The sequence below is a fragment of the Enterobacter sp. D2 genome (genome assembly GCF_034427575.1).
Classification (GTDB): Bacteria; Pseudomonadota; Gammaproteobacteria; order Enterobacterales; family Enterobacteriaceae; genus Enterobacter; species Enterobacter cloacae_M.
Genome location: NZ_JAXQPP010000001.1, coordinates 2,480,649 through 2,506,872, shown reverse-complemented (window position 1 = coordinate 2,506,872; position 26,224 = coordinate 2,480,649). Strand labels below are relative to the sequence as shown.

The following is a 26,224-nucleotide window of genomic DNA, read 5'->3' as shown; positions in this document are numbered from 1 at the left end:
ACGTTCAACTCGCGAGCAAGCCCCTATTTTTTCACCGGTTCGCCGTCCTGCCAGGCTTTTTGCAGCGCTGGCCAGTAGTCGCGGTTGGCCTCGATCATCTCATCAAGAATCGCTTTCGCGTGTTCCATGGTCGGCACGGTGCGGTTGAGGGTAAACGCCTGCAGGGCTTTCTCATAGCTTCCTTCGATTGTCGCCTCAACCAGCAGCTGTTCAGAGGCGAGCTGCTGTTGCAAAAGGGTCCGATGGAACAGCGGCACCTGACCGACACGAATCGGTTCCGGGCCTTCGGAGGTGATATAAGCGGGCACTTCCACCACCGCATCGTAAGGCAGGTTGGTAATCGCCCCGCGGTTTTCCACCATTACCAGATGGCGGCTTCGCAGGTTAAAGGCCAGCGAGCAGGCGACATCGACGATAAACTCGCCGTGGACGCCCACGTGGAAGGCGTCCGGCAGGATCCCGGTGCGCTTGTATTCTTCGGCAGCGGCGAACAGCTTTTTCTCGCGCCCGTCCATTACTTCATTGGCGCGGGTATAGTCCGGGTTCTGATGCTCGACGATCTGGTTCGGCATCAGGTAGTACTGCAGGTACGGGTTCGGCAGGTACTCCGGGAAGTTGTCCATGATCGGCTTAATGTTGCGCCAGGTTTTTACCCACGAAGGATCGGAATGCTGTGGATCGGTTTTGGCCGCATCTTCCGTCAGCAGGCCAAACTTCGCGATATGCTTACGCAGCTCGGGAAGCTTGTCTTCGCCGTCCACCAGCACGCGGGTAAACCAGCCGAAGTGGTTCAGGCCGAAGTAGTCCACCTCCAGCCTGCGGCGATCGACACCCAGAATCGCCCCCATATTGCGCATCGCGGCCACCGGCATATCGCAGATGTTCAGCACCCGCGCATTTGGCCGCAGGCGGCGCACGCCCTCTGCGACGATCGCCGCCGGATTGGAGTAGTTCACGATCCAGGCTTTTTCGTGCGCGTAGCGATCGACCAGATCGATAAGCTCCACCATTGGCAGGATCGTGCGCAGCCCGTACGCCAGGCCGCCGGGCCCGCACGTTTCCTGCCCGACCACGCCGTGGCGCAGCGGGATCTTCTCATCCTGCTCGCGCATCTTGTACTGGCCGACGCGCATCTGGGCGAAGACGAAATGCGCGCCGCTGAACGCCACTTCCGGGTCACTGGTGACGGTAAATTTGATGCTCTGACTGTGGTCGCGAATGACCTTTTCGACGACGGGCGCAATGGTGTTCTGGCGCGCCTCGTCGATGTCATAAAGGCGGATTTCAGCCAGCGGGAAATCCTGCAGGCGCACCATCAGGCTTTTCACAATGCCCGGCGTGTAGGTGCTACCGCCGCCGGCAATCGACAGAATGAATGGGGGTGTAAACATCTTTAGCTCCTTTCAGAGAAACGTCTCAACGGCTTCTCGCATTTTTTTGACGTGCAGCCCGTAGACCACCTGAACGTTGTTACCTTGTTTGATAATCCCTTTCGCGCCGGTCGCCTTGAGCCGCGGCTCGTCGATAATGGCGACGTCCTTCACCGTGACGCGTAAGCGGGTGTAGCAGTTGTCCACCACCTCAATGTTTTCCCTGCCACCCAGACCCGTCACGATGGATTCGCCCAGCCCGTCGTTATTGCCCTTCGCCTGGTACTCCTGCTTGCTGTAGAGGCGCGTCTCCCGATCGTCATCCTCACGGCCCGGCGTCTTCATGTTGAAGCGCAGGATCAGGAAGCGGAACACCACAAAGTAGAGGGCGAACATGATCAGCCCGACCACGAGGTACATCGGCCAGTTGGACTTCTCCGTGCCGAGCGGCAGGTTATAGAGGATAAAGTCGATAATCCCGTTGGCGCCGATGGCGTGAACGCCCAGCAGCGAGAACAGCATCATGCCGATGCCGGTCAGCACCGCGTGCACCACGAACAGCAGCGGGGCGACGAACAGGAAGGAGAACTCAATCGGCTCGGTTACGCCGACCAGCAGCGAGGTCAGCGCCGCCGGGATCAGAATGGCTTTCGCAATGGCTTTACGCTCCGGCTTTGCGGTCATATACATCGCCAGGGCTGCGGCAGGCAGGCCGAACATCTTGCTGATGCCGCGCGCGTCCCACACCACGGTGCTGCTGAGCTGCTTCACGTCCGGGCAGGCCATCTCGGCGAAATAAATATTGCGCGCGCCCTGATAGGTTGCGCCGCAAACCTCCTGCGTGCCGCCCAGCTCGGTATAGAGGAACGGGGTATAAACCAGATGGTGCAGGCCGGTGGGGACCAGAATACGTTCCAGGAAACCGTAGATTGCCACGCCAAACGGCCCGGAGCCTTTGATGGCCAGCGCCAGGGCGCTAATGCCGTGCTGGGCAAACGGCCACAGTTCACTCATCACCACGCCGAGCAGCATGGAGACGGGAAGCATGACGATGGCGACAAAACAGTGGCCGGAGTAAATTGCCATCGCGCCGTTAAACTGTACGCCGGAGTATTTGTTGTACAGATATCCGGAGAGCGCCCCGGTCAGGATCCCGGCAAAAACGCCCATCTCCAGCACCTGCACGCCCAGCACCATGGTCTGTCCGGCCGCTTTCATCTGGGCCGCTGGCGCCAGCGCGCCCTGCAGCTGCAGCGTGACGTTCATGGCGTTGATGAACACGACGAAGGTCACCAGACCAATCAGCGCGGCATAGCCTTTATCACGCGTCGCCAGACCAATCGGGATCCCGACGGCAAACACCAGCGCGAGGTTGACCAGTACCGACACGGCAGATTTCGCGATAAGCTGACCAATATGCTGAATCAGCGGATGGCCCAGAAACGGCAGGTATTCAGCGAGATTACCGTTACCCAGCACGTTACCAAAGGCGATAAACAGACCGACGATCGGTAAGATAAGTACCGGTCCGTACAATGATTTTCCGAAATTTTGTAGGGCGTTCACGGCTCGTTTCATGGCTTTCTCTCTTTTTGAACCGCGCACTCGGGGTGCGTCATGGTCATAAAACTAGCAGCCTTCAGGCGAGCTTAGCCAGCTATCTTCTTGTTTTAAAAACAAATGACTTGAAAGGTAACATGTGACGTTATGTGCTGTGATCGCGGTTCCATCACGGCGTAGCGACGTGATGCCATTCTGCGAGACGCTTTCCAGTTTTTAAAATTGGCCTTTTTGAATTAATGAAACTTGCGGATAATACTTATCCGGACGACGACCAACAGGCTCCATGGGCCAGGGATAAAGGATGAAACCGTTTCGCTTAGCCGCGCTTTCTCTTGCGCTGCTTACCACGTTTACGCTTGTCGGCTGTGATAACAGCGACGATAAACCCCAGGCTGCGGCTCCCGCGGCATCCACCGCATCGACACCGAAAGCCGCGGAAAAGCCCAATGCTGACACGCTGGCTAAACTGGCTGCCCAGAGTCAGGGAAAAGCGCTGACGTTGCTGGATACCTCTGAAGTTCAGCTCGACGGTGCCGCCACGCTGGTGCTGACCTTTTCTGTTCCGCTAAATCCCGATCAGGATTTCGCCAAAACGGTGCATGTCGTGGATAAGAAAAGCGGCAAGGTTGACGGGGCGTGGGAACTTGCGCCTAACCTGAAAGAGCTTCGGCTGCGCCATCTGGAACCTAACCGCAATCTGGTCGTCACCGTTGAACGTGACCTGCAGGCGCTGAACAAGGCGACGTTTGGCATTGATTATGAAAAAGCCCTGACCACCCGTGACATTGAACCCACCGTTGGTTTTGCCAGCCGCGGCTCGCTGCTGCCGGGTAAGGTGGTGGAAGGTCTGCCGGTGATGGCGCTCAACGTCAACAATGTCGATGTCAACTTTTACCGCGTGAAGCCGGAATCGCTGGCCTCCCTTGTCAGCCAGTGGGAGTACCGTAACTCGCTGACCAACTGGGAATCCGATAACCTGCTGAAGATGGCGGAGCTGGTTTACACCGGTCGATTCGATCTTAATCCGGCGCGCAATACGCGCGAAAAATTGCTGTTGCCCCTGAAGGATATTAAACCGCTCCAGCAGTCTGGCGTTTACATCGCGGTCATGAACCAGGCGGGGCACTACAACTACAGCAACGCCGCAACGCTCTTTACCTTAAGCGATATTGGTCTGTCCGCTCACCGTTACCATAACCGCCTGGATATTTTCACTCAGAGTCTGGAAAACGGTGCGGCGCAGTCCGGCGTGACCGTCACGCTGCTGAACGACAAAGGCCAGACTCTCGCTGAGGCGAAGAGCGATGCCGACGGTCATGCGAAGCTTGAAACGGACAAAGAAGCCGCGCTGATTCTGGCGAGCAAAGACGGCCAGACCACGCTGCTTGACCTCAAGCTTCCGGCGCTGGATCTGGCGGAGTTCGATATTGCCGGTAGCCCCGGCTACAGCAAGCAATTCTTCATGTTTGGCCCGCGCGATCTCTATCGTCCGGGTGAAACAGTGATCCTCAACGGCTTACTGCGCGACAGTGACGGTAAGCCGCTTCCCGATCAGCCCGTGAAGCTTGACGTGCTGCGCCCGGATGGACAGGTCGCGCGTACGATTGTCGTCAAGCCAGAGAATGGGCTCTATCGCTTTAACTATCCGCTGGACAGCGGGGCGCAGACCGGCATGTGGCATATCCGCGCCAACACGGGCGATAACCTGCAGCGCCTGTGGGACTTCCACGTCGAAGACTTCATGCCCGAGCGTATGGCGCTGAACCTGAGCGGACAAAAATCGCCGGTTTCACCGCAGGATAACGTGGACTTTAACGTGGTAGGCTATTACCTGTATGGCGCACCGGCCAACGGTAATTCCCTGCAGGGCCAGCTTTTCCTGCGTCCGCTGCGTGACGCGGTGGCTGCGCTGCCGGGCTTCCAGTTTGGCGATATCGCCGAGGAGAACCTGAGCCGCAGCCTGGATGAAGTTCAGCTTACGCTTGATGAGCAGGGGCGTGGACAGGTTTCTACCGAAAGCCAGTGGAAAGAGGTGCACTCTCCGCTGCAGCTGATCCTGCAGGCCAGCCTGCTGGAATCCGGCGGTCGTCCGGTGACGCGTCGCACCGAGCAGGCAATCTGGCCTGCGGCTGAGCTGCCGGGTATCCGCCCTCAGTTCGCCAGTAAAGCCGTTTACGACTACCGCACCGATACCACCGTCAACCAGCCGATTGTTGACGAGAACGGTAACGCCAGCTTCGACATTGTTTACGCCGATGCCAGCGGAGCGAAAAAGGCCGTTTCCGGGTTACAGGTTCGCCTGATCCGCGAGCGCCGCGACTACTTCTGGAACTGGTCTGAGAGCGAAGGCTGGCAGTCTCAGTTCGATCAGAAAGACCTGGTCGAAGGCGAGCAGGAGCTGACTCTCAAGGCCGATGAGACGGGTAAAGTCACCTTCCCGGTGGAGTGGGGTTCTTATCGTCTGGAGGTGAAAGCGCCTGATGAGATGGTCAGCAGCGTACGCTTCTGGGCGGGATACAGCTGGCAGGATAACAGCGACGGCACAGGGGCTGCACGCCCTGACCGCGTGACGCTGAAGCTGGATAAGCCAGCCTATCAGCCAGGCGATACCATTAACCTGCACATTGCAGCGCCGGCAGCAGGTAAGGGCTATGCGATGATTGAGTCCAGCGAAGGGCCGCTGTGGTGGAAAGAGATCGACGTACCGGCAAACGGGCTTGATCTCGCTATCCCGGTCGACAAAGCCTGGAAACGTCACGATCTTTACCTCAGCACGCTGGTGGTACGTCCGGGTGATAAATCCAAATCCGCCACGCCGAAACGCGCGGTCGGCCTGCTGCATCTGCCGATGGGCGACGAAAATCGCCGTCTGAACATTGCGCTCGATAACCCGCAGAAAATGCGTCCAAACCAGACGCTCTCAGTGAAGGTGAAAGCCAGCGTGAAAGAGGGGGCGGTGCCGCAGAAAGTGAATGTGCTTGTATCTGCGGTGGACAGCGGCGTGCTGAATATTACCGATTACGTTACGCCCGATCCGTGGCAGGCTTTCTTCGGCCAGAAGCGCTATGGCGCGGACATTTACGATATCTATGGCCAGGTCATCGAAGGGCAGGGCCGCCTGGCCGCGCTGCGCTTTGGTGGTGACGGTGATGAGCTTAAGCGCGGCGGTAAGCCGCCGGTGAACCACGTCACCATTATTGCCCAGCAGGCACAGCCGGTCACGCTGGATGCCAACGGAGAAGGCACGGTTGCGCTGCCGATAGGAGACTTCAACGGTGAGCTGCGTCTGATGGCGCAGGCCTGGACGGAGGACGATTTCGGCAGCAGTGAAAGCAAGGTTGTGGTGGCCGCGCCGGTCATTGCCGAGCTTAATACGCCGCGCTTCCTGGCAAGCGGGGATACCTCGCGGCTGACGCTGGATATCACTAACCTCACCGACCAGCCGCAAACGCTGAACGTCGCCCTGACCGCGACAGGAAAACTGTCGCTGGAAGGGGGGCAGCCGCAGCCGATTCAGCTGTCTCCTGGCGCACGCAACACCCTGTTTATTCCGGTGCGTGCGCTGGACGGTTATGGTGACGGTGAAGTAATCGCTCAGGTGACCGGCCTGCAGCTCCCGGGTGAGACCTTCGCCCCGCAGCAGAAGAGCTGGAAAATCGGCGTGCGTCCGGCATTCCCGGCGCAGACGGTGAATACCGGTGCCATGCTGAATACCGGCGAGTCCTGGACCGCACCGGCGCAGCATAGTAACGGTTTCTCTCCTGCTACCCTGCAGGGACAGCTGCTGCTGAGCGGCAAACCACCGCTTAACCTGGCGCGCTATATTCGCGAATTGCAGGCGTATCCGTATGGCTGCCTGGAACAGACCACCAGCGGTCTGTTCCCGTCGCTCTACACCAACGCGGCGCAGCTGACTGCACTTGGCATCAAAGGCGACACCGATGATAAGCGCCGTGCGGCGATTGATATTGGCATCTCCCGTCTGCTGCAGATGCAGCGTGAGGACGGTGGTTTTGCGCTATGGGATAAAAACGGCCCGGAAGAGTACTGGCTGACGGCCTACGTGACCGACTTCCTGGTGCGCGCGGGCGAGCAGGGTTACAGCGTACCTGCCGATGCGGTGAATAACGCCAATAACCGCCTGCTGCGCTACCTGCAGGATCCGGGAATGATGTCCATTCGCTACAGCGATGATACTCAGGCCAGCAAGTTCGCCGTGCAGGCCTATGCCGCGCTGGTGCTGGCACGTCAGCAAAAAGCGCCGCTGGGCGCGCTGCGTGAAATCTGGGATCGCCACGAGCAGGCGGCTTCCGGGTTGCCGCTGATGCAGCTGGGCATGGCGCTCAAGCTGATGGGCGATGCACCGCGCAGCCAGCAGGCGCTGGACCTGGCACTCAAAACGCCGCGTAACGACAGCAAAACCTGGATGGCCGATTACGGCAGCCAGCTTCGCGATAACGCTCTGATGCTCTCCCTGCTGGAGGAGTACAAGCTGCTGCCGGATGCGCAGAATACGCTGCTGAATGCTCTGTCTGAACAGGCCTTCAGCCAGCGCTGGCTGTCAACGCAGGAGAGCAATGCGCTGTTCCTGGCCGGACGTTCGCTGCAAACCTTGTCCGGTACATGGCAGGCGAAAACCTCTCTGTCTGAGACCGCATCTGGCGGCGATAAGTCACTGGTACAAAACGTGAGCGGCGACCAGCTTGGCGCGCTGCAGGTGGCCAATACTGGCACGACTCCGCTGTGGGTGCGTCTGGACAGCACCGGCTATCCGGAATACGCGCCTCAGCCGAGCGCGAACGTGCTGCAGGTTGAACGTCATATCCTGGCAACCGACGGCAGCACTAAATCACTCTCTTCCCTGAAGAGCGGTGAGCTGGTGCTGGTGTGGCTGGAAGTTAAAGCCAGCCAGAACGTGCCGGATGCGCTGGTGGTGGATCTCCTCCCTGCGGGTCTGGAGCTGGAAAACCAGAACCTGGCAAGCAGCAGCGCCAGCCTGCAGGACAGCGGTAGCGAAGTACAGAACCTGCTCAGCCAGATGCAGCAGGCGGACATTCAGCATATGGAATTCCGCGACGACCGCTTTGTGGCCGCCGTGCCGGTAAATGAAGGTCAGCCAGTCACGCTGGTCTATCTGGCGCGCGCCGTGACGCCGGGAACCTATCAGGTGCCGGTCCCGATGGTGGAGTCTATGTACGTTCCGCAGTGGCGGGCAACGGGGGCGGCCAGCGGCCCGCTGATTGTTGTTCCGTAATATGCGAATGGCACGTCTGACACGCTCCCGCTGGCTATGGCTGGCGGGAGCGCTTCTCGTTTTATGGGGGCTGATTGTCGCCGCCGACCGCCTGTGGCCGTTGCCTCTGAAAGAGGTTAACCCCGCCCGGGTGGTGGTGGATGAGAAGGGCACGCCGCTCTGGCGTTTTGCCGATAGCGACGGTATCTGGCGCTACCCAGTTACCATTGAAGAGGTCTCTCCCCGCTACCTTGAGGCGCTGATCCAGTATGAAGATCGCTGGTTCTGGGATCACCCTGGCGTAAACCCGCTTTCTGTCCTGCGCGCTGCCTGGCAGGATCTCAGTTCTGGCAAAGTCGTCTCTGGCGGAAGCACGCTCACAATGCAGGTGGCACGCCTGCTGGACCCACATCCGCGCACCTTTGGCGGCAAAGTTCGTCAGCTCTGGCGGGCGATGCAGCTGGAGTGGCATCTTTCCAAGCGAGACATTCTCACCCTCTATCTCAACCGCGCTCCGTTTGGCGGCACGCTGCAGGGCGTCGGAGCGGCAAGCTGGACCTATCTTGGCAAACCGCCGTCGCAGCTCAGCTATTCCGAAGCGGCGCTGCTGGCGGTACTGCCGCAGGCACCCAGCCGCTTGCGTCCGGACCGCTGGCCTGAACGGGCCGAGGCGGCGCGCAACAAAGTGCTAGACCGCATGGTCACGCAGGGCGTCTGGTCCGCGAAGCAGGTCAAAGAATCATGGGAGGAATCGGTATGGCTGGCGCCCCGGCAGATGCCGCAGCTGGCGCCGCTCTTTGCACGCATGATGCTAGGCAAAAGCCGCGACACTAAAATTGTCACCACGCTGGATGCCGGGCTACAGCGGCAGCTGGAAGAGCTGGCGATGAACTGGAAATCTCGCCTGCCGGCACGTAGCTCGCTGGCGATGATCGTCGTGGATCATACGGATATGAAAGTGCGCGGCTGGGTCGGCTCGGTGGATATTAACGATGACACGCGTTTCAGCCACGTGGATATGGTCAATGCGATCCGATCCCCGGGATCGGTGTTAAAGCCCTTTATTTACGGTATGGCGCTGGACGATGGCCTGATCCATCCCGCCTCGCTGCTCCAGGACGTTCCCAGAAAAACCGGTGATTATCGCCCCGGGAATTTTGACAGTGGGTTCCACGGACCGGTCAGCATGAGTGAAGCGCTGGTGCGCTCCCTCAACCTGCCCGCGGTACAGGTACTGGAAGCCTACGGGCCAAAACGTTTTGCCGGGATGCTGAGCAACGCGGGATTGCCGCTGATCCTGCCCGCGGGGGCGCAGCCGAATCTGTCCCTGATCCTCGGCGGGGCAGGCGCCCGGCTGGCGGATATCACAGCGGCCTACAGCGCCTTTGCCCGACACGGTAAGGCGGGAAGGCTGCGTTTACGGCCGGGCGCTCCGCTCATTGACCGTCCGCTGCTTTCGCAAGGCTCGGCGTGGATTATTCGCCGTATTCTGGCGAACGAGGCGCAGCCGCTGCCGGATAATGCGCTACCGCAAATCGCGCCGCTGGCGTGGAAAACCGGCACCAGCTACGGCTACCGTGATGCCTGGGCGATTGGTCTGAATGCCCGTTACGTAATAGGCATCTGGACAGGACGACCGGACGGCACGCCCGTAGCGGGGCAGTTTGGTTTCGCCAGCGCGGTTCCACTCTTAAATCAGGTAAATAACCTGCTTCAGTCACGCTCATCGGTAGACGAGGCCCGCCTGCCGCGCGACCCGCGTCCGGAGAACGTCGGGCGGGGCGTGATCTGCTGGCCGGGCGGCCAGTCGCTGCCGGAAGGGAGTGAAAACTGTCGGCGTCGCCTGTCGACCTGGCTGCTGGAAGGGAGTGAACCGCCCACGCTGCTATTGCCCGAACAGGAAGGGATACGCGGCATTCGTTTCCCGGTCTGGCTGGATAAAACGGGTAAACGCGTGGCGGCAGATTGCCCTGATGCAACTGAAAAAGTCCTTGATGTCTGGCCGCTGCCGCTGGAGCCTTGGCTGCCGGCGACCGAACGTCGCGCGGTACGGGTCCCTCCTTCATCAGCCACCTGTCCTCCGCTGTCGCAGGACGCACCTGCGCCACTCATCCTGACAGGCGTGCGCGAAGGGGCCGTCATCAAACGTCTTCCAGGGGAATCCCGCGTTTCGCTGCCGCTTCAGGCGACCGGTAATAGCGGTGAGCGTTGGTGGTTTTTGAACGGTGAACCGCTGAATGTGAAGGGAAGAGTTTACACATTACTGCTTGATAAATCGGGCGATTATCAGTTACTCGTTATGGATGAGACCGGGCAGGTCGCGACGGTGAATTTTACGCTGCAGTGATTTGAAAACAGCTTTCAGATGTGAGCTGTTGCTAAAACTCGTCTTATTTTAAAAAAATGTTACCTGAATCCATAGGCAATGGCGCTATTGCTCATTATAATCCGCGCCACACCATACTCAGGTATGCAAAACAACAGAACATTGACAGAGGTTATCATGGCTATTGAACGTACTTTTTCCATCATCAAACCAAACGCGGTGGCAAAAAACGTTATTGGCAGCATCTTCGCTCGCTTTGAATCAGCAGGGTTCAAAATTGTTGGCACCAAAATGCTGCACCTGACCGTTGAGCAGGCTCGCGGTTTCTACGCTGAGCACGAAGGTCGCCCATTCTTTGACGGCCTGGTTGAGTTCATGACCTCCGGTCCAATCGTGGTATCCGTGCTGGAAGGCGAAAACGCAGTACAGCGTCACCGTGACCTGCTGGGCGCAACCAACCCGGACAACGCGCTGGCAGGTACTCTGCGCGCTGACTACGCAGACAGCTTCACCGAGAACGGTACCCACGGTTCTGACTCTGTTGAATCTGCTGCACGCGAAATCGCTTTCTTCTTCGCAGAAGGCGAAGTGTGTCCACGCACCCGTTAATTTAACGGTTTCGTTTACACATTATTTTCGTAAATGCCGCGTCCAGACGTGGCATCCCTGCGCCAGACTTTGTACAATGCAACGCCCCGGACGAGCAGACTGCTTTCCGGGGCGTTTCTATTCAACCCTCCATGGGCCATAACGTGTAACAACGAGGCCGGAAAATATTATGTCTGAATTAGTGAATACCTCCGAAGTCGCCATTCCTGCGGTTCCCAATAAAAATGGAAAAATCAACCTGCTGGATCTGAACCGTCAGCAGATGCGCGAGTTCTTTAAAGAGATGGGCGAAAAGCCGTTTCGTGCCGATCAGGTCATGAAGTGGATGTACCATTACTGCAGCGACAATTTTGATGACATGACTGACATCAACAAGGTCCTGCGCAACAAGCTTAAGGAAGTGGCTGAAATCCGCGCACCGGAAGTGGTGGAAGAGCAGCGCTCGGCGGATGGCACCATCAAATGGGCGATTGCGGTAGGCGATCAGCGCGTTGAGACCGTCTACATCCCGGAAGAAGACCGCGCCACGCTGTGTGTCTCCTCTCAGGTTGGCTGTGCGCTGGAGTGCAAATTCTGCTCTACCGCGCAGCAAGGCTTTAACCGTAACCTGCGCGTGTCAGAAATTATCGGCCAGGTCTGGCGTGCCGCGAAAATCGTCGGTGCGGCAAAAGTAACCGGTACGCGTCCTATCACCAACGTGGTGATGATGGGGATGGGTGAGCCGTTGCTGAACCTGACCAACGTCGTTCCGGCGATGGAAATCATGCTGGATGACTTCGGTTTTGGTCTGTCCAAGCGTCGCGTCACGCTGTCTACCTCTGGCGTTGTGCCTGCGCTGGACAAGCTGGGCGACATGATTGACGTTGCGCTGGCGATCTCCCTGCATGCACCAAACGACGAAATTCGTGACGAAATTGTGCCGATCAACAAAAAGTACAATATCGAAACCTTCCTCGCTGCGGTGCGTCGCTATCTGGAGAAATCCAACGCCAACCAGGGCCGCGTTACCATCGAGTACGTGATGCTTGACCACGTCAACGACGGTACCGAACATGCGCATCAGCTGGCTGAACTGCTGAAAGATACGCCATGCAAAATCAACCTGATCCCATGGAACCCGTTCCCGGGCGCGCCGTATGGCCGAAGCTCAAACAGCCGTATCGACCGTTTCTCCAAGGTGCTGATGGAGTATGGTTTCACCACCATCGTGCGTAAAACCCGTGGTGATGACATTGATGCAGCATGCGGACAGCTAGCAGGTGACGTTATTGACCGTACCAAACGTACCCTGCGTAAACGCATGCAGGGCGAGACGATCGCGGTTAAAGCTGTTTGATTATTATGCACTCACGGCGCATTATCTGCGCCGTGAAGCATACTCTTACTGAATAATCAGTCAGATTCGTGATGACTGAACAATAATTACGGTGCGTTTCATCCGACTTTCGGGCAGTATGTAACGACGTAACAACAGTTTAGCCGTAAGGGCAGGGCTGTACTGTCATCTCCGGGCTGACAGTCTTATACTCTCTGTTCAAGGTTAACTGACCAGAAGTTTCGCGGTGCGGGTGGCATTGTGACTCACCGGCACCTGAACCCTTATTTTTCACGTACCAGTAGTTGTAGCGAATGAATACTGAAGCCACTCACGACCAACATGAAGCACTCTCCACTGGCGTTCGTCTTCGCAACGCCCGTGAACAACTCGGACTCAGCCAGCAAGCCGTTGCGGAACGCTTGTGCCTGAAGGTTTCCACGGTTCGCGATATTGAAGAAGATAAGGCACCTGCCGATCTGGCTTCAACGTTCTTGCGCGGTTATATCCGCTCTTACGCAAAACTGGTGCATATCCCCGAAAACGAATTACTGCCAATGATGGAGAAGCAGGCACCGGTCCGTGCAGCAAAAGTTGCGCCGATGCAGACTTTCTCCCTGGGGAAACGTCGTAAAAAACGCGATGGCTGGCTGATGAGCTTTACCTGGCTGGTGCTGTTTGTGGTGATCGGTCTGACCGGCGCATGGTGGTGGCAAAACCACAAGGCCCAGCAGGAAGAGATCACCACCATGGCCGATCAATCCTCCGCCGAACTCAACCAGGCCGGAAGTGAGAATGCCCAGAACGTGCCGCTGAATACCGACGGCGCAGCTTCCTCAAGCGAGCCACAGACCGCAGCGCCAGACGCGTCGGCGACCGATGCTGTACAGGCTCCGGCAGCAACGGCTAACACCGCTGCACCGCAGGCTCAGGATCAAAACGCGGTTGTTGCCCCTTCTCAGGCTAATGTTGATACTGCGGCGAATGCGCCTGCGGCTGCTCAGCCTGCGGACAATAGCGCAGCGACTCTGCCAACCAGCCCGGCGGGTACGGCGACAGCAGCCAATCCCAACGCGCTGGTGATGAACTTCAGCGCCGACTGCTGGCTGGAAGTGACTGACGCGACAGGTAAAAAACTGTTCAGCGGCCTGCAGCGTAAAGATGGCACGTTAAACCTAACCGGCCAGGCTCCCTATAAACTTAAAATCGGCGCTCCGGCAGCGGTACAGATCCAGTATCAAGGAAAACCTGTCGACCTGAGCCGCTTTATCAGAACTAACCAGGTTGCACGTCTTACCGTTAATGCCGAACAATCAGCAGCACAGTAACAGACGGGCAACGCGGGAGATTTTTCATGCATAACCAGGCTCCGATTCAACGTAGAAAATCGAAACGGATTTACGTTGGGAATGTGCCAATCGGCGATGGGGCACCTATCGCCGTTCAGTCGATGACCAACACGCGCACTACCGATGTAGAAGCGACGGTCAATCAAATCAAAGCATTAGAACGTGTAGGCGCGGACATTGTTCGCGTCTCCGTCCCGACCATGGATGCCGCTGAGGCGTTCAAACTGATCAAACAGCAGGTCAGCGTTCCGCTGGTGGCTGATATTCACTTCGACTACCGCATCGCGCTGAAAGTAGCCGAATACGGCGTCGATTGCCTGCGCATTAACCCGGGCAACATCGGTAACGAAGAGCGTATCCGCATGGTCGTGGACTGCGCCCGCGATAAAAATATTCCTATCCGTATCGGCGTTAACGCCGGTTCCCTGGAAAAAGACCTGCAGGAAAAATACGGCGAGCCGACGCCACAGGCGCTGCTCGAATCCGCGATGCGTCATGTCGATCATCTCGATCGTCTTAACTTCGATCAGTTCAAAGTCAGCGTAAAAGCGTCCGACGTGTTCCTGGCGGTAGAGTCTTATCGTCTGCTGGCAAAACAGATCGACCAGCCTCTGCACCTCGGGATCACCGAAGCGGGCGGCCTGCGCAGCGGCTCTGTAAAATCTGCGATCGGTCTGGGGCTGCTGCTCTCCGAAGGGATCGGTGACACCCTGCGCGTCTCGCTGGCGGCCGATCCGGTCGAAGAGATCAAGGTCGGTTTCGATATCCTGAAGTCGCTGCGTATTCGCGCGCGTGGGATCAACTTCATTGCCTGCCCAACCTGCTCACGTCAGGAGTTTGATGTGATCGGGACGGTGAATGCCCTGGAGCAACGCCTGGAAGACATTATCACCCCGATGGACGTCTCCATCATCGGCTGTGTGGTAAACGGCCCGGGTGAAGCGCTGGTGTCAACCCTGGGCGTGACCGGCGGTAACAAGAAAAGTGGTCTCTATGAAGATGGCGTTCGTAAAGATCGTCTGGATAATAGCGACATGATCGACCAGCTTGAAGCCCGCATCCGCGCCAAAGCCGCCATGATGGACGAGACACAGCGTATCAGCATCCAGCAGGTTGAAAAATAACGTGATGGGAAGCGTGCCGCTTCCCATGTATGATTGAACCCATTCTTTGGGTTTTTTTTGTATATAGAAAGAGAATAAACGTGGCAAAAAACATTCAAGCCATCCGCGGCATGAACGATTATCTGCCTGGCGAAACCGCCATCTGGCAGCGCATTGAAGGCACGCTGAAGCAGGTGCTCGGCAGCTACGGTTACAGCGAAATCCGTTTGCCGATTGTAGAGCAGACCCCGTTATTCAAACGCGCGATCGGTGAAGTCACCGACGTGGTTGAAAAAGAGATGTACACCTTTGAGGACCGCAACGGCGACAGCCTGACCCTGCGTCCGGAAGGGACGGCGGGCTGCGTACGCGCCGGCATCGAACATGGTCTTCTGTACAATCAGGAGCAGCGCCTGTGGTATATCGGCCCGATGTTCCGCCACGAACGTCCTCAGAAAGGTCGTTATCGCCAGTTCAATCAGCTGGGTGTGGAAGTCTTTGGTCTGCAGGGCCCGGACATCGACGCCGAACTGATTATGCTGACCGCCCGCTGGTGGCGCGCCCTCGGTATCGCCGATCACGTTTCCCTTGAGCTGAACTCTATCGGTTCTCTGGAAGCCCGCGCTAACTACCGCGATGCGCTGGTGGCGTTCCTGGAACAGCATAAAGAGAAGCTGGACGAAGACTGCAAACGTCGCATGTACAGCAACCCGCTGCGCGTTCTGGATTCCAAAAACGCGGATGTTCAGGCACTGCTGAACGATGCGCCTGCTCTGGGTGACTACCTGGATGTAGAATCTCGCGAACACTTCGCGGGCCTGTGCAAGCTGCTTGAAGCGGCAGGCATCGCCTATACCGTGAATCAGCGCCTGGTGCGCGGTCTGGACTACTACAACCGCACCGTGTTTGAGTGGGTGACCACCAGCCTCGGTTCTCAGGGCACCGTGTGCGCGGGCGGTCGTTATGACGGTCTGGTTGAGCAACTTGGCGGTCGCGCAGCCCCTGCTGTTGGCTTCGCAATGGGCCTTGAGCGACTTGTTTTGCTGGTTCAGGCAGTTAATCCGGAATTTAAAGCAGATTCCGTTGTCGATATATACCTGGTGGCTTCAGGCGCGGAAACGCAGTCTGCGGCGATGCAGCTTGCCGAACGCGTGCGCGATGCGCTGCCGGACGTTAAGCTGATGACCAACCATGGCGGCGGCAACTTCAAAAAACAGTTTGCTCGTGCCGATAAGTGGGGCGCAAGTATTGCACTGGTGCTGGGCGAGTCCGAAGTGGCTAACGGTGAAGTGGTGGTGAAAGACCTGCGCTCTGGTGAGCAGACAACGGTAACGCAGGACGGCGTTGCGGCGCACTTGCGCACTCTATTGGGCTAAGGAGAAGGACTGCGTGGAAATTTACGAGAACGAACACGATCAGGTCGACGCGATTAAGCGCTTCTTTGTTGAAAACGGCAAAGCGCTGGTTGTTGGGGTTATTTTAGGTATCGGTGCGCTGGTGGGCTGGCGTTACTGGAACAATCATCAGGCAGATTCCGCGCGTGGCGCGTCCCTGTCCTATGAAAATACCGTGAGCGCAATTCGTGCCGATCAGCCGCAAACGCTGGCTGCGGCAGAAAAATTTGCGGCTGACAACAAAAACACCTACGGTGCACTGGCTGCGCTGGAAGTGGCTCAGCTGTACGTTGATAAGAACGAACTGGATAAAGCCGCTGCACAGCTCTCGCAGAGCCTTGCTGCGGCCAGCGATGAGAACCTGAAAGCGGTGATCAATCTGCGCCTGGCACGTATTCAGGTTCAGCAGAAAAAAGCTGACGATGCGCTGAAAACGCTCGATACCATCAAAGGCGAAGGTTTTGCTGCCATCGTTGCCGATCTGCGCGGTGAAGCACTGCTGAGCAAAGGTGACAAAGCTGGCGCGCGTAAAGCGTGGCAAGCTGGCGTAGAGAGCAATGCTTCACCTGCGCTGAGCGAAATGATGCAGATGAAAATAAATAATTTGTCCGTCTGAGAGGGACCCGATGCAATTGCGTAAATTACTTCTGCCAGGACTGCTTTCTGTTACGTTATTGAGTGGTTGTTCACTGTTCAGTGGCGAAGAAGACGTTGTGAAAATGTCCCCACTGCCGACGGTTGAAAACCAGTTTACCCCATCCACCGCGTGGGATGTCTCCGTGGGCAATGGGATTGGTGATTTCTATTCCAACCTTCATCCAGCGTATGCAGACAGCGTTGTCTATGCCGCTGACCGCAAAGGTACCGTGAAAGCGGTGAACGCCGATGACGGGAAAGAAGTGTGGTCCGTTAACCTGGCGGAAAAAGACGGCTGGTTCTCCCGTAAGCCTGCACTGCTGTCTGGCGGTCTGACCGTTGCCGGTGGTCATGTCTACGTGGGCAGCGAAAAAGCGCAGGTTTATGCGCTGAACAGCAGCGACGGCTCCATTGCCTGGCAAACAACCGTAGCGGGTGAATCCCTGTCTCGTCCGGTAGTAAGCGACGGTCTGGTGCTGATTCATACCAGCAACGGCCAGCTGCAGGCGCTGAACGAAGCGGACGGTCTGGTGAAATGGACCGTTAACCTGGATATGCCTGCGCTCTCTCTGCGCGGCGAATCCGCGCCGGCTACCGCATTTGGTGCTGCCATTGTGGGCGGTGACAACGGTCGCGTGAGCGCAGTGCTGATGCAGCAGGGCCAGATGATCTGGCAGCAGCGTATCTCTCAGGCTACTGGCTCAACGGAAATTGACCGTCTGAGCGACGTAGACACAACGCCAGTCATCGTTAACGGTGTGGTTTACGCGCTGGCCTATAACGGCAACCTGACCGCGCTGGATCTGCGCAGCGGCCAGATCATGTGGAAACGTGAGCTGGGCTCTGTGAACGATTTCATCGTTGAGGGCAACCGCATCTATATGGTCGATCAGAACGACCGTCTGCTGGCTCTGAGCACCGAAGGCGGCGTGACGCTGTGGACGCAAAGCGATCTGCTGCACCGTCTGCTGACTGCTCCGGCACTGTACAACGGTAGCCTGGTGGTTGGCGACAGCGAAGGGTATATGCACTGGATCGATCCGGATAACGGCCGCTTTGTTGCACAGCAAAAAGTCGACAGCTCTGGTTTCCTGACCGATCCGGTTGTGGCCGACGGCAAACTGCTGATTCAGGCAAAAGACGGCACGCTGTACGCGATCACGCGTTAATTACCCGGCGGTTGTAGTATACTAAACGGCTCCTGTTCACTCAGGAGCCGTTTTGACATTTTTAAAAACGCCGCAAAAGCGACGTTATTTTGAATTTTATGAGGCTTCAAACATGGTACCTGTGGTCGCGCTTGTCGGGCGCCCTAACGTTGGAAAATCCACTCTTTTTAACCGTTTAACACGCACCCGTGATGCGCTGGTTGCGGATTTCCCGGGGCTGACGCGTGACCGTAAGTACGGTCGTGCAGAGGTGGAAGGACGTGAGTTCATCTGTATCGATACCGGTGGTATTGACGGCACAGAAGACGGCGTTGAAACCCGCATGGCGGAACAGTCGCTGCTGGCGATTGAAGAAGCGGATGTGGTGCTGTTTATGGTGGATGCGCGCGCTGGCCTGATGCCGGCGGACTCCGCTATTGCCAAACACCTGCGTTCACGCGAAAAGCCGACCTTCCTGGTGGCGAACAAAACTGACGGCATCGATGCCGATCAGGCCGTCGCGGATTTCTGGTCTCTGGGCCTGGGTGAGATCTACCCGATTGCGGCATCGCATGGCCGTGGCGTCACCAGCCTGCTGGAAACCGTTCTGCTGCCGTGGGTGGACGAAGTAAACCCGCCGGAAGAGGTGGACGAAGACGCTGAATACTGGGCGCAGTTCGAAGACGGAGAAGAGGGCGAAGAAGAGCCTGAAGACGACTTCAACCCGCAGGACCTGCCGATCAAGCTGGCCATCGTGGGTCGTCCAAACGTAGGTAAGTCTACGCTTACTAACCGTATTCTGGGTGAAGAGCGCGTGGTCGTTTACGACATGCCGGGCACCACCCGTGACAGTATCTACATTCCTATGCAGCGCGATGAGCGTGAGTATGTCCTCATCGACACCGCCGGGGTGCGTAAGCGCGGGAAAATCACCGATGTGGTGGAAAAATTCTCCGTTATCAAAACCCTGCAGGCGATCGAAGATGCTAACGTAGTGCTGCTGGTCATCGACGCACGCGAAGGTATCTCCGATCAGGACCTCTCTCTGCTCGGCTTTATCCTCAATAGTGGGCGCTCACTGGTTATCGTAGTCAACAAGTGGGATGGCCTGAGCAATGAAGTGCGCGAGCAGGTGAAAGAGACCCTCGACTTCCGTCTGGGCTTTATCGACTTTGCCCGCGTGCACTTCATCTCTGCGCTGCACGGCAGCGGAGTGGGTAACCTGTTCGAATCCGTGCGTGAAGCGTACGACAGCTCAACCCGTCGTCAGAGCACCGCCATGCTGACCCGCATCATGAATATGGCTGCAGAAGACCATCAGCCGCCGCTGGTGCGCGGCCGTCGCGTGAAGCTGAAATATGCTCACGCCGGTGGTTACAACCCGCCAATCGTAGTAATTCACGGCAACCAGGTGAAAGACCTGCCGGATTCCTACAAGCGCTATCTGATGAACTATTTCCGTAAATCGCTGGACGTGATGGGCACGCCTATCCGTATCCAGTTCAAGGAAGGGGAAAACCCGTTTGCCAACAAGCGCAACACCCTGACGCCGAACCAGATGCGTAAGCGTAAGCGCTTGATTAAGCACATTAAGAAAAGCAAATAAGCTTTACGTGCTTCACGAAAGCCCGCGTTTATCGCGGGCTTTTTTTTGCCCAATCATACCGCCGATTTTCTCTGTGTGAAGTCAATCACTATTCACTTTTAACCAAGTTTAAATCTAAGAAAGTAGACAATCGTCGAATTTTCATCTTAAAGTCCAGGGTCCGGTACTAGACAAAACTAGCGCCTGGTTATCAAATGGTTAACTAACTTTTCGCCGCATGTAAAAAATCGGCCAGATACGTAACTGGCCGGCGTACCTGCTGGTGTTTACAAGCACGACGACATACCTTTCGGGAGAATTATGCAATCCACTGTTAATCAAAAAGAGAGCCGAACGTTCTTCGGCCATCCGTATCCGCTCGGTTCCCTGTTCTTCACCGAGATGTGGGAGCGTTTCTCATTTTACGGCATTCGTCCGTTACTGATCCTGTTTATGGCCGCCACCGTCTATGACGGCGGGATGGGCCTGGCGCGTGAAAACGCCTCGGCGATTGTCGGTATCTTTGCCGGTACCATGTACCTGGCCGCGCTGCCGGGCGGCTGGCTGGCGGATAACTGGCTCGGTCAGCAGAGAGCCGTCTGGTACGGTTCAATTCTGATTGCGCTCGGTCACCTGTCGATTGCGCTCTCGGCGGTGATGGGGAACAACCTGTTCTTTATCGGCCTGATGTTCATCGTGCTTGGCTCCGGGCTGTTTAAGACCTGTATCTCGGTGATGGTCGGCACCCTGTATAAAAAAGGCGACGCGCGTCGTGACGGCGGTTTCTCGCTGTTCTATATGGGCATCAACATGGGCTCGTTCATCGCGCCGCTGATTTCCGGCTGGCTGATTAAAACCCACGGCTGGCACTGGGGCTTTGGTATTGGCGGCATCGGGATGCTGGTGGCGCTGATTATCTTCCGCGTGTTTGCCGTTCCGGCGATGAAACGCTATGACGGCGAAGTCGGCCTCGACTCCACCTGGAACAGCCCGGTGGTGAAGCGTAACGGCGTGGGCGTTTGGCTGCTGGCGCTGGCGGCAGGCGTGGCAACGATCGTGACGCTGATTGCGCAGGGCGTGATTGTGATTAACCCGGTCGCGGTAGCCAGCGTGCTGGTCTACGTGATTGCGGCATCCGTTGCCCTCTACTTTATTTATCTGTTTGTTTTTGCGGGCCTGAATCGTAAAGAGCGCGCCAGGCTGTTGGTCTGCTTTATTCTGCTGATCTCCGCGGCGTTCTTCTGGTCCGCGTTTGAGCAGAAGCCAACCTCATTCAACCTGTTTGCCAACGACTACACTAACCGCATGATTGGTGATTTTGAAATCCCGGCGGTGTGGTTCCAGTCAATCAACGCCCTGTTCATCATCCTGCTGGCACCGGTGTTTAGCTGGGCATGGCCGAAGCTCGCGAGCAAAAACATTCGTCCGAGCAGCATTACCAAGTTTGTTATTGGTATTCTGTGCGCGGCGGCGGGCTTTGGCCTGATGATGCTGGCGGCACAGAACGTGCTGAGCAGCGGTGGAGCGGGCGTATCGCCGTTCTGGCTGGTGGGCAGCATCCTGATGCTGACGCTCGGCGAGCTGTGCCTGAGTCCGATTGGCCTGGCGACCATGACGCTGCTGGCGCCGGAGAGAATGCGCGGACAGATGATGGGGTTGTGGTTCTGCGCCAGCGCGCTGGGTAACCTGGCGGCGGGCCTGATTGGCGGCCACGTGAAGGCCGATCAGCTGGATATGCTGCCGGATCTCTTTGCGCGCTGCTCCATCGCGCTGCTGATCTGTGCCGCGGTACTGATCGTCCTTATTGTTCCGGTGCGCCGCATGCTGGAAAATGCGCAGACTAAACCGGCAGCTGAAGCCTGATAATGTTCAGCCTACCGGGGCAGTTATCCTGTCCCGGTAAAACCCAACAGGAGAGAATATGTCGATTACCTGCCCGGATTGCCAGTCACCGCTGGAGCCCCAGAACGGCGTGGCGCACTGCGACAGCTGTAATAAAGATATTGCGCTTGTAGCCCGTTGCCCGGAGTGCCATCAGCCACTCCAGGTATTAAAAGCCTGCGGCGCGGTGGACTATTTCTGCCAGAACGGCCACGGCCTTATCTCTAAAAAACGCGTGGAGTTTGTTCGGGCCGAAGGTTAATCGCAGACGCAGCCTTCGCCTTTCTTCCAAAGCTCAACCAGCGACTCTGGCGCTTCCTGCTCCGGCACCAGCACGACGATATCGGCGTAGTGCGCCTGATTTTGCCCGGTCCAGATAATCTGGATGCGGAAATAGCGCTGGTCGCCGCTGCCGGGTGAAGAGGCTTGCCCCGGCGGCTGACCGCGCGGAAAAGCCTGCTCCAGGATGCTCACCAGGCGCTGGCGCTGGGCTTCATTGAGCGAGGAGAGCGCGATGGTGCGCTGTCCGCTCAGCCTGGGGATAAAAGCGACGCCGCCTTCCCGGGCCAGCTCAACCACGGCGTCATCCGTCAGTTCCGGAACCTGCATTTACAACACTCCCACCTGTTCCCAGGCTTGTTTAATGGCCGCTCCAACGTCGCCGCCGGAGCGTTTCTCTCCGTGCGCGATCGTCAGTTTTGCGAAGGCCTCAAAATCCGCATCCTGCGCCAGATTGCGATCGCAAACCGTGTCGTACCAGGCATAACCCGCTTTTTCCCAGGCGTAGCCGCCGATCGCCGCCGCGGCCAGATAAAATGCCCGGTTGGGGATGCCGGAGTTCAGATGCACGCCGCCGTTATCCTCGCGCGTTTTAATGAAATCTTTCATGTGCGCAGGCTGCGGGTCTTTGCCAAGCAGGGGATCGTCATAGGCGGTGCCGGGTTCAGACATTGAGCGCAGCCCTTTGCCGTTAATCCCTTTCGCCAGTAGCCCTTCGCCAATGAGCCAGTCTGCTTTATCGGCGGTTTGCTTCAGATGGTACTGTTTGACCAGCGAGCCAAACACGTCCGACAGAGACTCGTTCAGCGCGCCCGACTGCTCAAAATAGATAAGCCCGGCTTCGGTCTCGGTCACACCGTGGCTGAGTTCGTGCGCCACCACGTCGATGGCGATGGTAAAGCGGTTAAATATTTCCCCGTCGCCGTCGCCAAATACCATCTGCTGACCGTTCCAGAAGGCGTTCTGATATTCCCGGCCGTAATGCACGGTGCCGGTCAAAATAAGCCCTTTATTATCGAGCGAATCGCGCTGATATTCCTTCCAGAAAAAATCATGGGTAATACCCAAATAATCGTAGGCTTCATCCACCGCCACATCGCCGTTCGACGGCTGGCCTTCGTAACGCACCTGCGTACCCGGCAGCTCCTGGGTTTGCTTCGCGTCGTAAATATCGCGCTCCAGCTGCCCGGCTTTATTCACGTGCGGCGCGGCGGGTTTGCCCGGCATGTGGGCCATCAGCGTCTGGACATGGGTTAAGGTCTGACGGGCACAGCGCTGCTGCGGCTCGGAACCGCTTTCGATAATACGACGAAGAATATAAGGGGGAATAACGCTATGAAGATGGGGCATGCTGCTCTCCTTATTAAAAAAGGGAATAGCAGCAGTATAGTAAGTAACCGGCGAAGAATTATCCGGTTTTACGCTGACGCGTTTTTTTCACCGGTTTAATTGATTTCACTTCGCTTTCTACCCAGCCGTCGGAAAGACGCGTCGTCAGGACATCACCGGCGTTCACCTGTTTGGTCTGCTTCAGCACTTTGCCGTCCGTCGCCGTCGTCACGCTATAGCCGCGCGCCAGCGTGGAGAGGGGGCTGACGGCTTCAAGGTGGGTCACCGCATTGCCAAAACGCTCGCGGGTGGTGCTCAGGCGCGCCCGGACGCTCTCCGCCAGACGATACTCCAGCTGCTGGATCCGCGTTTGCGCGCGATAGATTTTCGGCTGCGGGTTCTGCTGGTTCAGGCGCTGCGTCACGCGCTGCTGGCGCGATACCGCGCGCTTAAGCTGCGCGTCCACCGCAACGTTCATGCGCTGACGCAGACGATCCAGCACGGTCTGCTGGCGCGCCAGACGCAGCTGCGGATGCTGCTGCTGAAGACGATGATGAAGCTGGGTAAAGCGGCGGGTACGGTTGGCAAGAAAGTAGTCCATCGCCATCTCAAGACGCTGCTGTACGTTCTGGATCTGGCGCAGCAGCTCCAGCTGGTTGCGGCTGACCACTTCCGCCGCCGCGGACGGCGTAGGCGCGCGCAGATCCGCGACAAAATCGGCAATCGTCACGTCCGTTTCGTGGCCGACGGCGCTTACCACGGGGATAAGGCTGGCAAAGATTGCCCGCGCCACGCGCTCGTCGTTAAAGCTCCACAAGTCTTCCAGCGAACCGCCGCCGCGCCCGACGATTAAGACGTCACACTCCTGACGCACGTTCGCCAGCTCAATGGCGCGAACTATCTGGCCCGGCGCATCGTCACCCTGAACGGCGGTCGGGTAGATGATGACGGGTAGGGAAGGGTCGCGACGCTTCAGCACGTGCAAAATATCGTGCAGTGCCGCACCGGTTTTCGAGGTGATGACCCCAACGCAGTGGGCGGGGGAGGGCAGCGGTTTTTTGAACTGCTGGTCGAACAGCCCTTCGGCAGAGAGCCTGGCTTTTAGCTGTTCATACTTCTGCTGCAGCAGGCCTTCGCCCGCGGGCTGCATGCTCTCGACGATAATCTGATAATCGCCGCGCGGCTCATACAGGGTGATATTGGCGCGAACCAGAACCTGCTGGCCGTGCTGAGGACGAAACGTCACGCGACGGTTGCTGTTGCGGAACATCGCGCAGCGCACCTGGGCGGTATCGTCTTTTAGGGTAAAGTACCAGTGACCGGAGGACGGCTGCGTGAAGTTAGAGATCTCACCGCTGATCCAGACCTGCCCCATTTCCTGCTCAAGCAGCAAACGCACCGTCTGATTCAGGCGGCTGACGGTATAAATTGAGGGGGATTGAGAGGATAACATGTGAGCGGGATCAAATTCTAAATCAGCAAGTTATTCAGTCGATAGTAACCTGCTGAGAGGCAATCGCAAGCTTTTTTATAAAAAAGTGTAGATGCAATCGGTTACGCTCTGTATAATGCCACGGCAATATTTAACCACCCAGGTCAGAGATATTGCCCATGCTACGTATCGCTAAAGAAGCACTGACGTTTGACGACGTCCTCCTCGTTCCCGCTCACTCCACTGTTCTGCCGAATACTGCCGATCTCAGCACGCAGTTGACTAAAACCATTCGCCTGAACATTCCTATGCTCTCTGCGGCAATGGACACCGTGACTGAAGCGCGCCTGGCTATCGCCCTGGCACAGGAAGGTGGCATTGGCTTTATTCACAAAAACATGTCTATCGAACGTCAGGCGGAAGAAGTTCGCCGCGTGAAGAAACATGAATCCGGCATCGTGTCTGATCCACAGACCGTTCTGCCAACCACCACGCTGCACGAAGTGAAAGCCCTGACCGAACGTAACGGCTTCGCCGGTTACCCGGTGGTGACCGAAGAGAACGAACTGGTGGGCATCATCACCGGTCGTGACGTGCGTTTCGTGACTGACCTGAACCAGCCTGTTAGCGTGTACATGACGCCAAAAGAGCGTCTTGTCACCGTTCGCGAAGGTGAAACCCGCGACGTGGTGCTGGCAAAAATGCACGAAAAACGCGTTGAAAAAGCGCTGGTTGTTGACAGCAGCTTCCACCTGCGCGGCATGATCACCGTTAAAGATTTCCAGAAAGCAGAACGTAAGCCTAACGCCTGTAAAGACGAGCATGGCCGTCTGCGCGTCGGCGCTGCGATTGGCGCAGGTGCCGGTAACGAAGAGCGCGTTGACGCGCTGGTCGCTGCGGGCGTTGACGTCCTGCTGATTGACTCCTCTCACGGCCACTCCGAAGGCGTTCTGCAACGTATTCGCGATACCCGCGCCAAATACCCTGATCTGCAGATCATTGGCGGTAACGTGGCCACCGGCGCAGGCGCTCGCGCCCTGGCTGACGCTGGCTGCAGCGCGGTGAAAGTCGGTATCGGCCCTGGCTCCATCTGTACTACCCGTATCGTCACCGGCGTGGGCGTTCCGCAGATCACCGCGGTGTCTGACGCGGTTGAAGCGCTGGAAGGCACCGGTATTCCGGTTATCGCTGACGGCGGTATCCGCTTCTCTGGCGACATCGCCAAAGCGATCGCCGCGGGCGCAGCTGCCGTAATGGTAGGCTCCATGCTGGCCGGTACCGAAGAATCCCCGGGTGAAATCGAACTCTACCAGGGCCGTTCTTACAAATCTTACCGCGGTATGGGCTCCCTGGGCGCGATGTCCAAAGGCTCCTCTGACCGTTACTTCCAGACCGATAACGCCGCTGACAAACTGGTACCGGAAGGTATCGAAGGTCGCGTAGCGTATAAAGGCCGTCTGAAAGAGATCATTCACCAGCAGATGGGCGGCCTGCGCTCCTGTATGGGTCTGACCGGCTGTGGTACCATTGACCTGCTGCGTACTAAAGCGGAATTCGTACGCATCAGCGGTGCGGGTATCCAGGAAAGCCACGTTCACGACGTGACGATCACCAAAGAGTCCCCGAACTACCGTCTGGGCTCCTGATTTTTCTTCGCCCGACCTCGTGTCGG

At 57.5% G+C, this 26,224-nt stretch carries 18 protein-coding genes; 13 read left to right on the top strand and 5 right to left on the bottom strand.

Going from position 1 to position 26,224, the window contains the following annotated elements:
• Nucleotides 1-23 precede the first annotated feature (23 nt).
• Complete coding sequence (locus SPG90_RS11900; RefSeq protein WP_126303533.1) at nucleotides 24-1,391, bottom strand: 6-phospho-alpha-glucosidase; 1,368 nt, start codon at nucleotides 1,389-1,391, stop codon at nucleotides 24-26.
• Between the two features lie 12 nt (nucleotides 1,392-1,403).
• Nucleotides 1,404-2,948, bottom strand: coding sequence for a PTS transporter subunit EIIC (locus SPG90_RS11895; RefSeq protein WP_126303532.1), 1,545 nt, complete (start codon nucleotides 2,946-2,948; stop codon nucleotides 1,404-1,406).
• A gap of 286 nt (nucleotides 2,949-3,234) precedes the next feature.
• Between SPG90_RS11895 and SPG90_RS11890 the strand changes: the two genes are divergently transcribed.
• The 12 genes from SPG90_RS11890 to SPG90_RS11835 all read left to right on the top strand — a co-directional run bounded on the left by SPG90_RS11890 (nucleotide 3,235) and on the right by SPG90_RS11835 (nucleotide 21,774).
• Nucleotides 3,235-8,187: an alpha-2-macroglobulin family protein gene (locus tag SPG90_RS11890; RefSeq protein ID WP_126303531.1), complete on the top strand. Its 4,953-nt coding sequence runs from the start codon at nucleotides 3,235-3,237 to the stop codon at nucleotides 8,185-8,187.
• Nucleotide 8,188: 1 nt separating this feature from the next.
• The gene (gene pbpC, locus SPG90_RS11885; RefSeq protein WP_322408148.1) at nucleotides 8,189-10,513 is read left to right on the top strand and encodes a peptidoglycan glycosyltransferase PbpC; all 2,325 of its coding nucleotides are present in this window, start codon (nucleotides 8,189-8,191) and stop codon (nucleotides 10,511-10,513) included.
• Nucleotides 10,514-10,669: 156 nt separating this feature from the next.
• Nucleotides 10,670-11,101 carry a nucleoside-diphosphate kinase gene (gene ndk / locus SPG90_RS11880; protein WP_003860625.1) on the top strand — a complete coding sequence of 144 codons (432 nt, stop codon included), beginning with the start codon at nucleotides 10,670-10,672 and terminating at the stop codon, nucleotides 11,099-11,101.
• A gap of 169 nt (nucleotides 11,102-11,270) precedes the next feature.
• A complete protein-coding gene (locus SPG90_RS11875) occupies nucleotides 11,271-12,437 on the top strand; it encodes a bifunctional tRNA (adenosine(37)-C2)-methyltransferase TrmG/ribosomal RNA large subunit methyltransferase RlmN (RefSeq protein WP_014171168.1) in 1,167 nt (388 codons plus the stop codon).
• A 293-nt stretch (nucleotides 12,438-12,730) separates the two neighbouring features.
• Nucleotides 12,731-13,744 (top strand): cytoskeleton protein RodZ, encoded by a 1,014-nt coding sequence (gene rodZ, locus SPG90_RS11870; protein ID WP_126303529.1) that lies wholly within the window; start codon nucleotides 12,731-12,733, stop codon nucleotides 13,742-13,744.
• 26 nt (nucleotides 13,745-13,770) lie between these two features.
• Nucleotides 13,771-14,889 (top strand): flavodoxin-dependent (E)-4-hydroxy-3-methylbut-2-enyl-diphosphate synthase, encoded by a 1,119-nt coding sequence (gene ispG / locus SPG90_RS11865; protein ID WP_047173885.1) that lies wholly within the window; start codon nucleotides 13,771-13,773, stop codon nucleotides 14,887-14,889.
• Nucleotides 14,890-14,969: 80 nt separating this feature from the next.
• Entirely contained in the window at nucleotides 14,970-16,244 is a 1,275-nt protein-coding gene (hisS, locus tag SPG90_RS11860) for a histidine--tRNA ligase (RefSeq protein WP_045399646.1), read from the top strand.
• 13 nt (nucleotides 16,245-16,257) lie between these two features.
• Nucleotides 16,258-16,878, top strand: a complete 621-nt coding sequence (locus SPG90_RS11855) for a YfgM family protein (protein WP_126303528.1) — start codon at nucleotides 16,258-16,260, stop codon at nucleotides 16,876-16,878.
• A gap of 10 nt (nucleotides 16,879-16,888) precedes the next feature.
• Complete coding sequence (bamB, locus tag SPG90_RS11850) at nucleotides 16,889-18,067, top strand: outer membrane protein assembly factor BamB (protein WP_008502135.1); 1,179 nt, start codon at nucleotides 16,889-16,891, stop codon at nucleotides 18,065-18,067.
• A gap of 112 nt (nucleotides 18,068-18,179) precedes the next feature.
• Complete coding sequence (der, locus tag SPG90_RS11845) at nucleotides 18,180-19,652, top strand: ribosome biogenesis GTPase Der (protein ID WP_023308811.1); 1,473 nt, start codon at nucleotides 18,180-18,182, stop codon at nucleotides 19,650-19,652.
• A 300-nt stretch (nucleotides 19,653-19,952) separates the two neighbouring features.
• Entirely contained in the window at nucleotides 19,953-21,494 is a 1,542-nt protein-coding gene (locus SPG90_RS11840) for a peptide MFS transporter (protein WP_023308797.1), read from the top strand.
• Nucleotides 21,495-21,552: 58 nt separating this feature from the next.
• Complete coding sequence (locus SPG90_RS11835) at nucleotides 21,553-21,774, top strand: zinc ribbon domain-containing protein (RefSeq protein WP_047173888.1); 222 nt, start codon at nucleotides 21,553-21,555, stop codon at nucleotides 21,772-21,774.
• Here SPG90_RS11835 and SPG90_RS11830 read toward each other — a convergent pair.
• Genes SPG90_RS11830 through xseA form a run of 3 tightly spaced genes read right to left on the bottom strand, consistent with a single transcriptional unit; the run spans nucleotide 21,771 to nucleotide 24,573 of the window.
• A complete protein-coding gene (locus SPG90_RS11830; protein ID WP_023308795.1) occupies nucleotides 21,771-22,121 on the bottom strand; it encodes a protealysin inhibitor emfourin in 351 nt (116 codons plus the stop codon). The two genes, SPG90_RS11835 and SPG90_RS11830, sit on opposite strands and share 4 nt — an antisense overlap.
• Complete coding sequence (locus SPG90_RS11825; protein WP_126303527.1) at nucleotides 22,122-23,141, bottom strand: M4 family metallopeptidase; 1,020 nt, start codon at nucleotides 23,139-23,141, stop codon at nucleotides 22,122-22,124.
• Nucleotides 23,142-23,199: 58 nt separating this feature from the next.
• Nucleotides 23,200-24,573 (bottom strand): exodeoxyribonuclease VII large subunit, encoded by a 1,374-nt coding sequence (gene xseA / locus SPG90_RS11820; RefSeq protein WP_047173890.1) that lies wholly within the window; start codon nucleotides 24,571-24,573, stop codon nucleotides 23,200-23,202.
• Nucleotides 24,574-24,731: 158 nt separating this feature from the next.
• Here xseA and guaB point away from each other — a divergent pair, with 158 nt between their 5' ends.
• Nucleotides 24,732-26,198, top strand: a complete 1,467-nt coding sequence (guaB, locus tag SPG90_RS11815) for an IMP dehydrogenase (RefSeq protein WP_322408147.1) — start codon at nucleotides 24,732-24,734, stop codon at nucleotides 26,196-26,198.
• The last annotated feature ends 26 nt before the right edge of the window (nucleotides 26,199-26,224 follow it).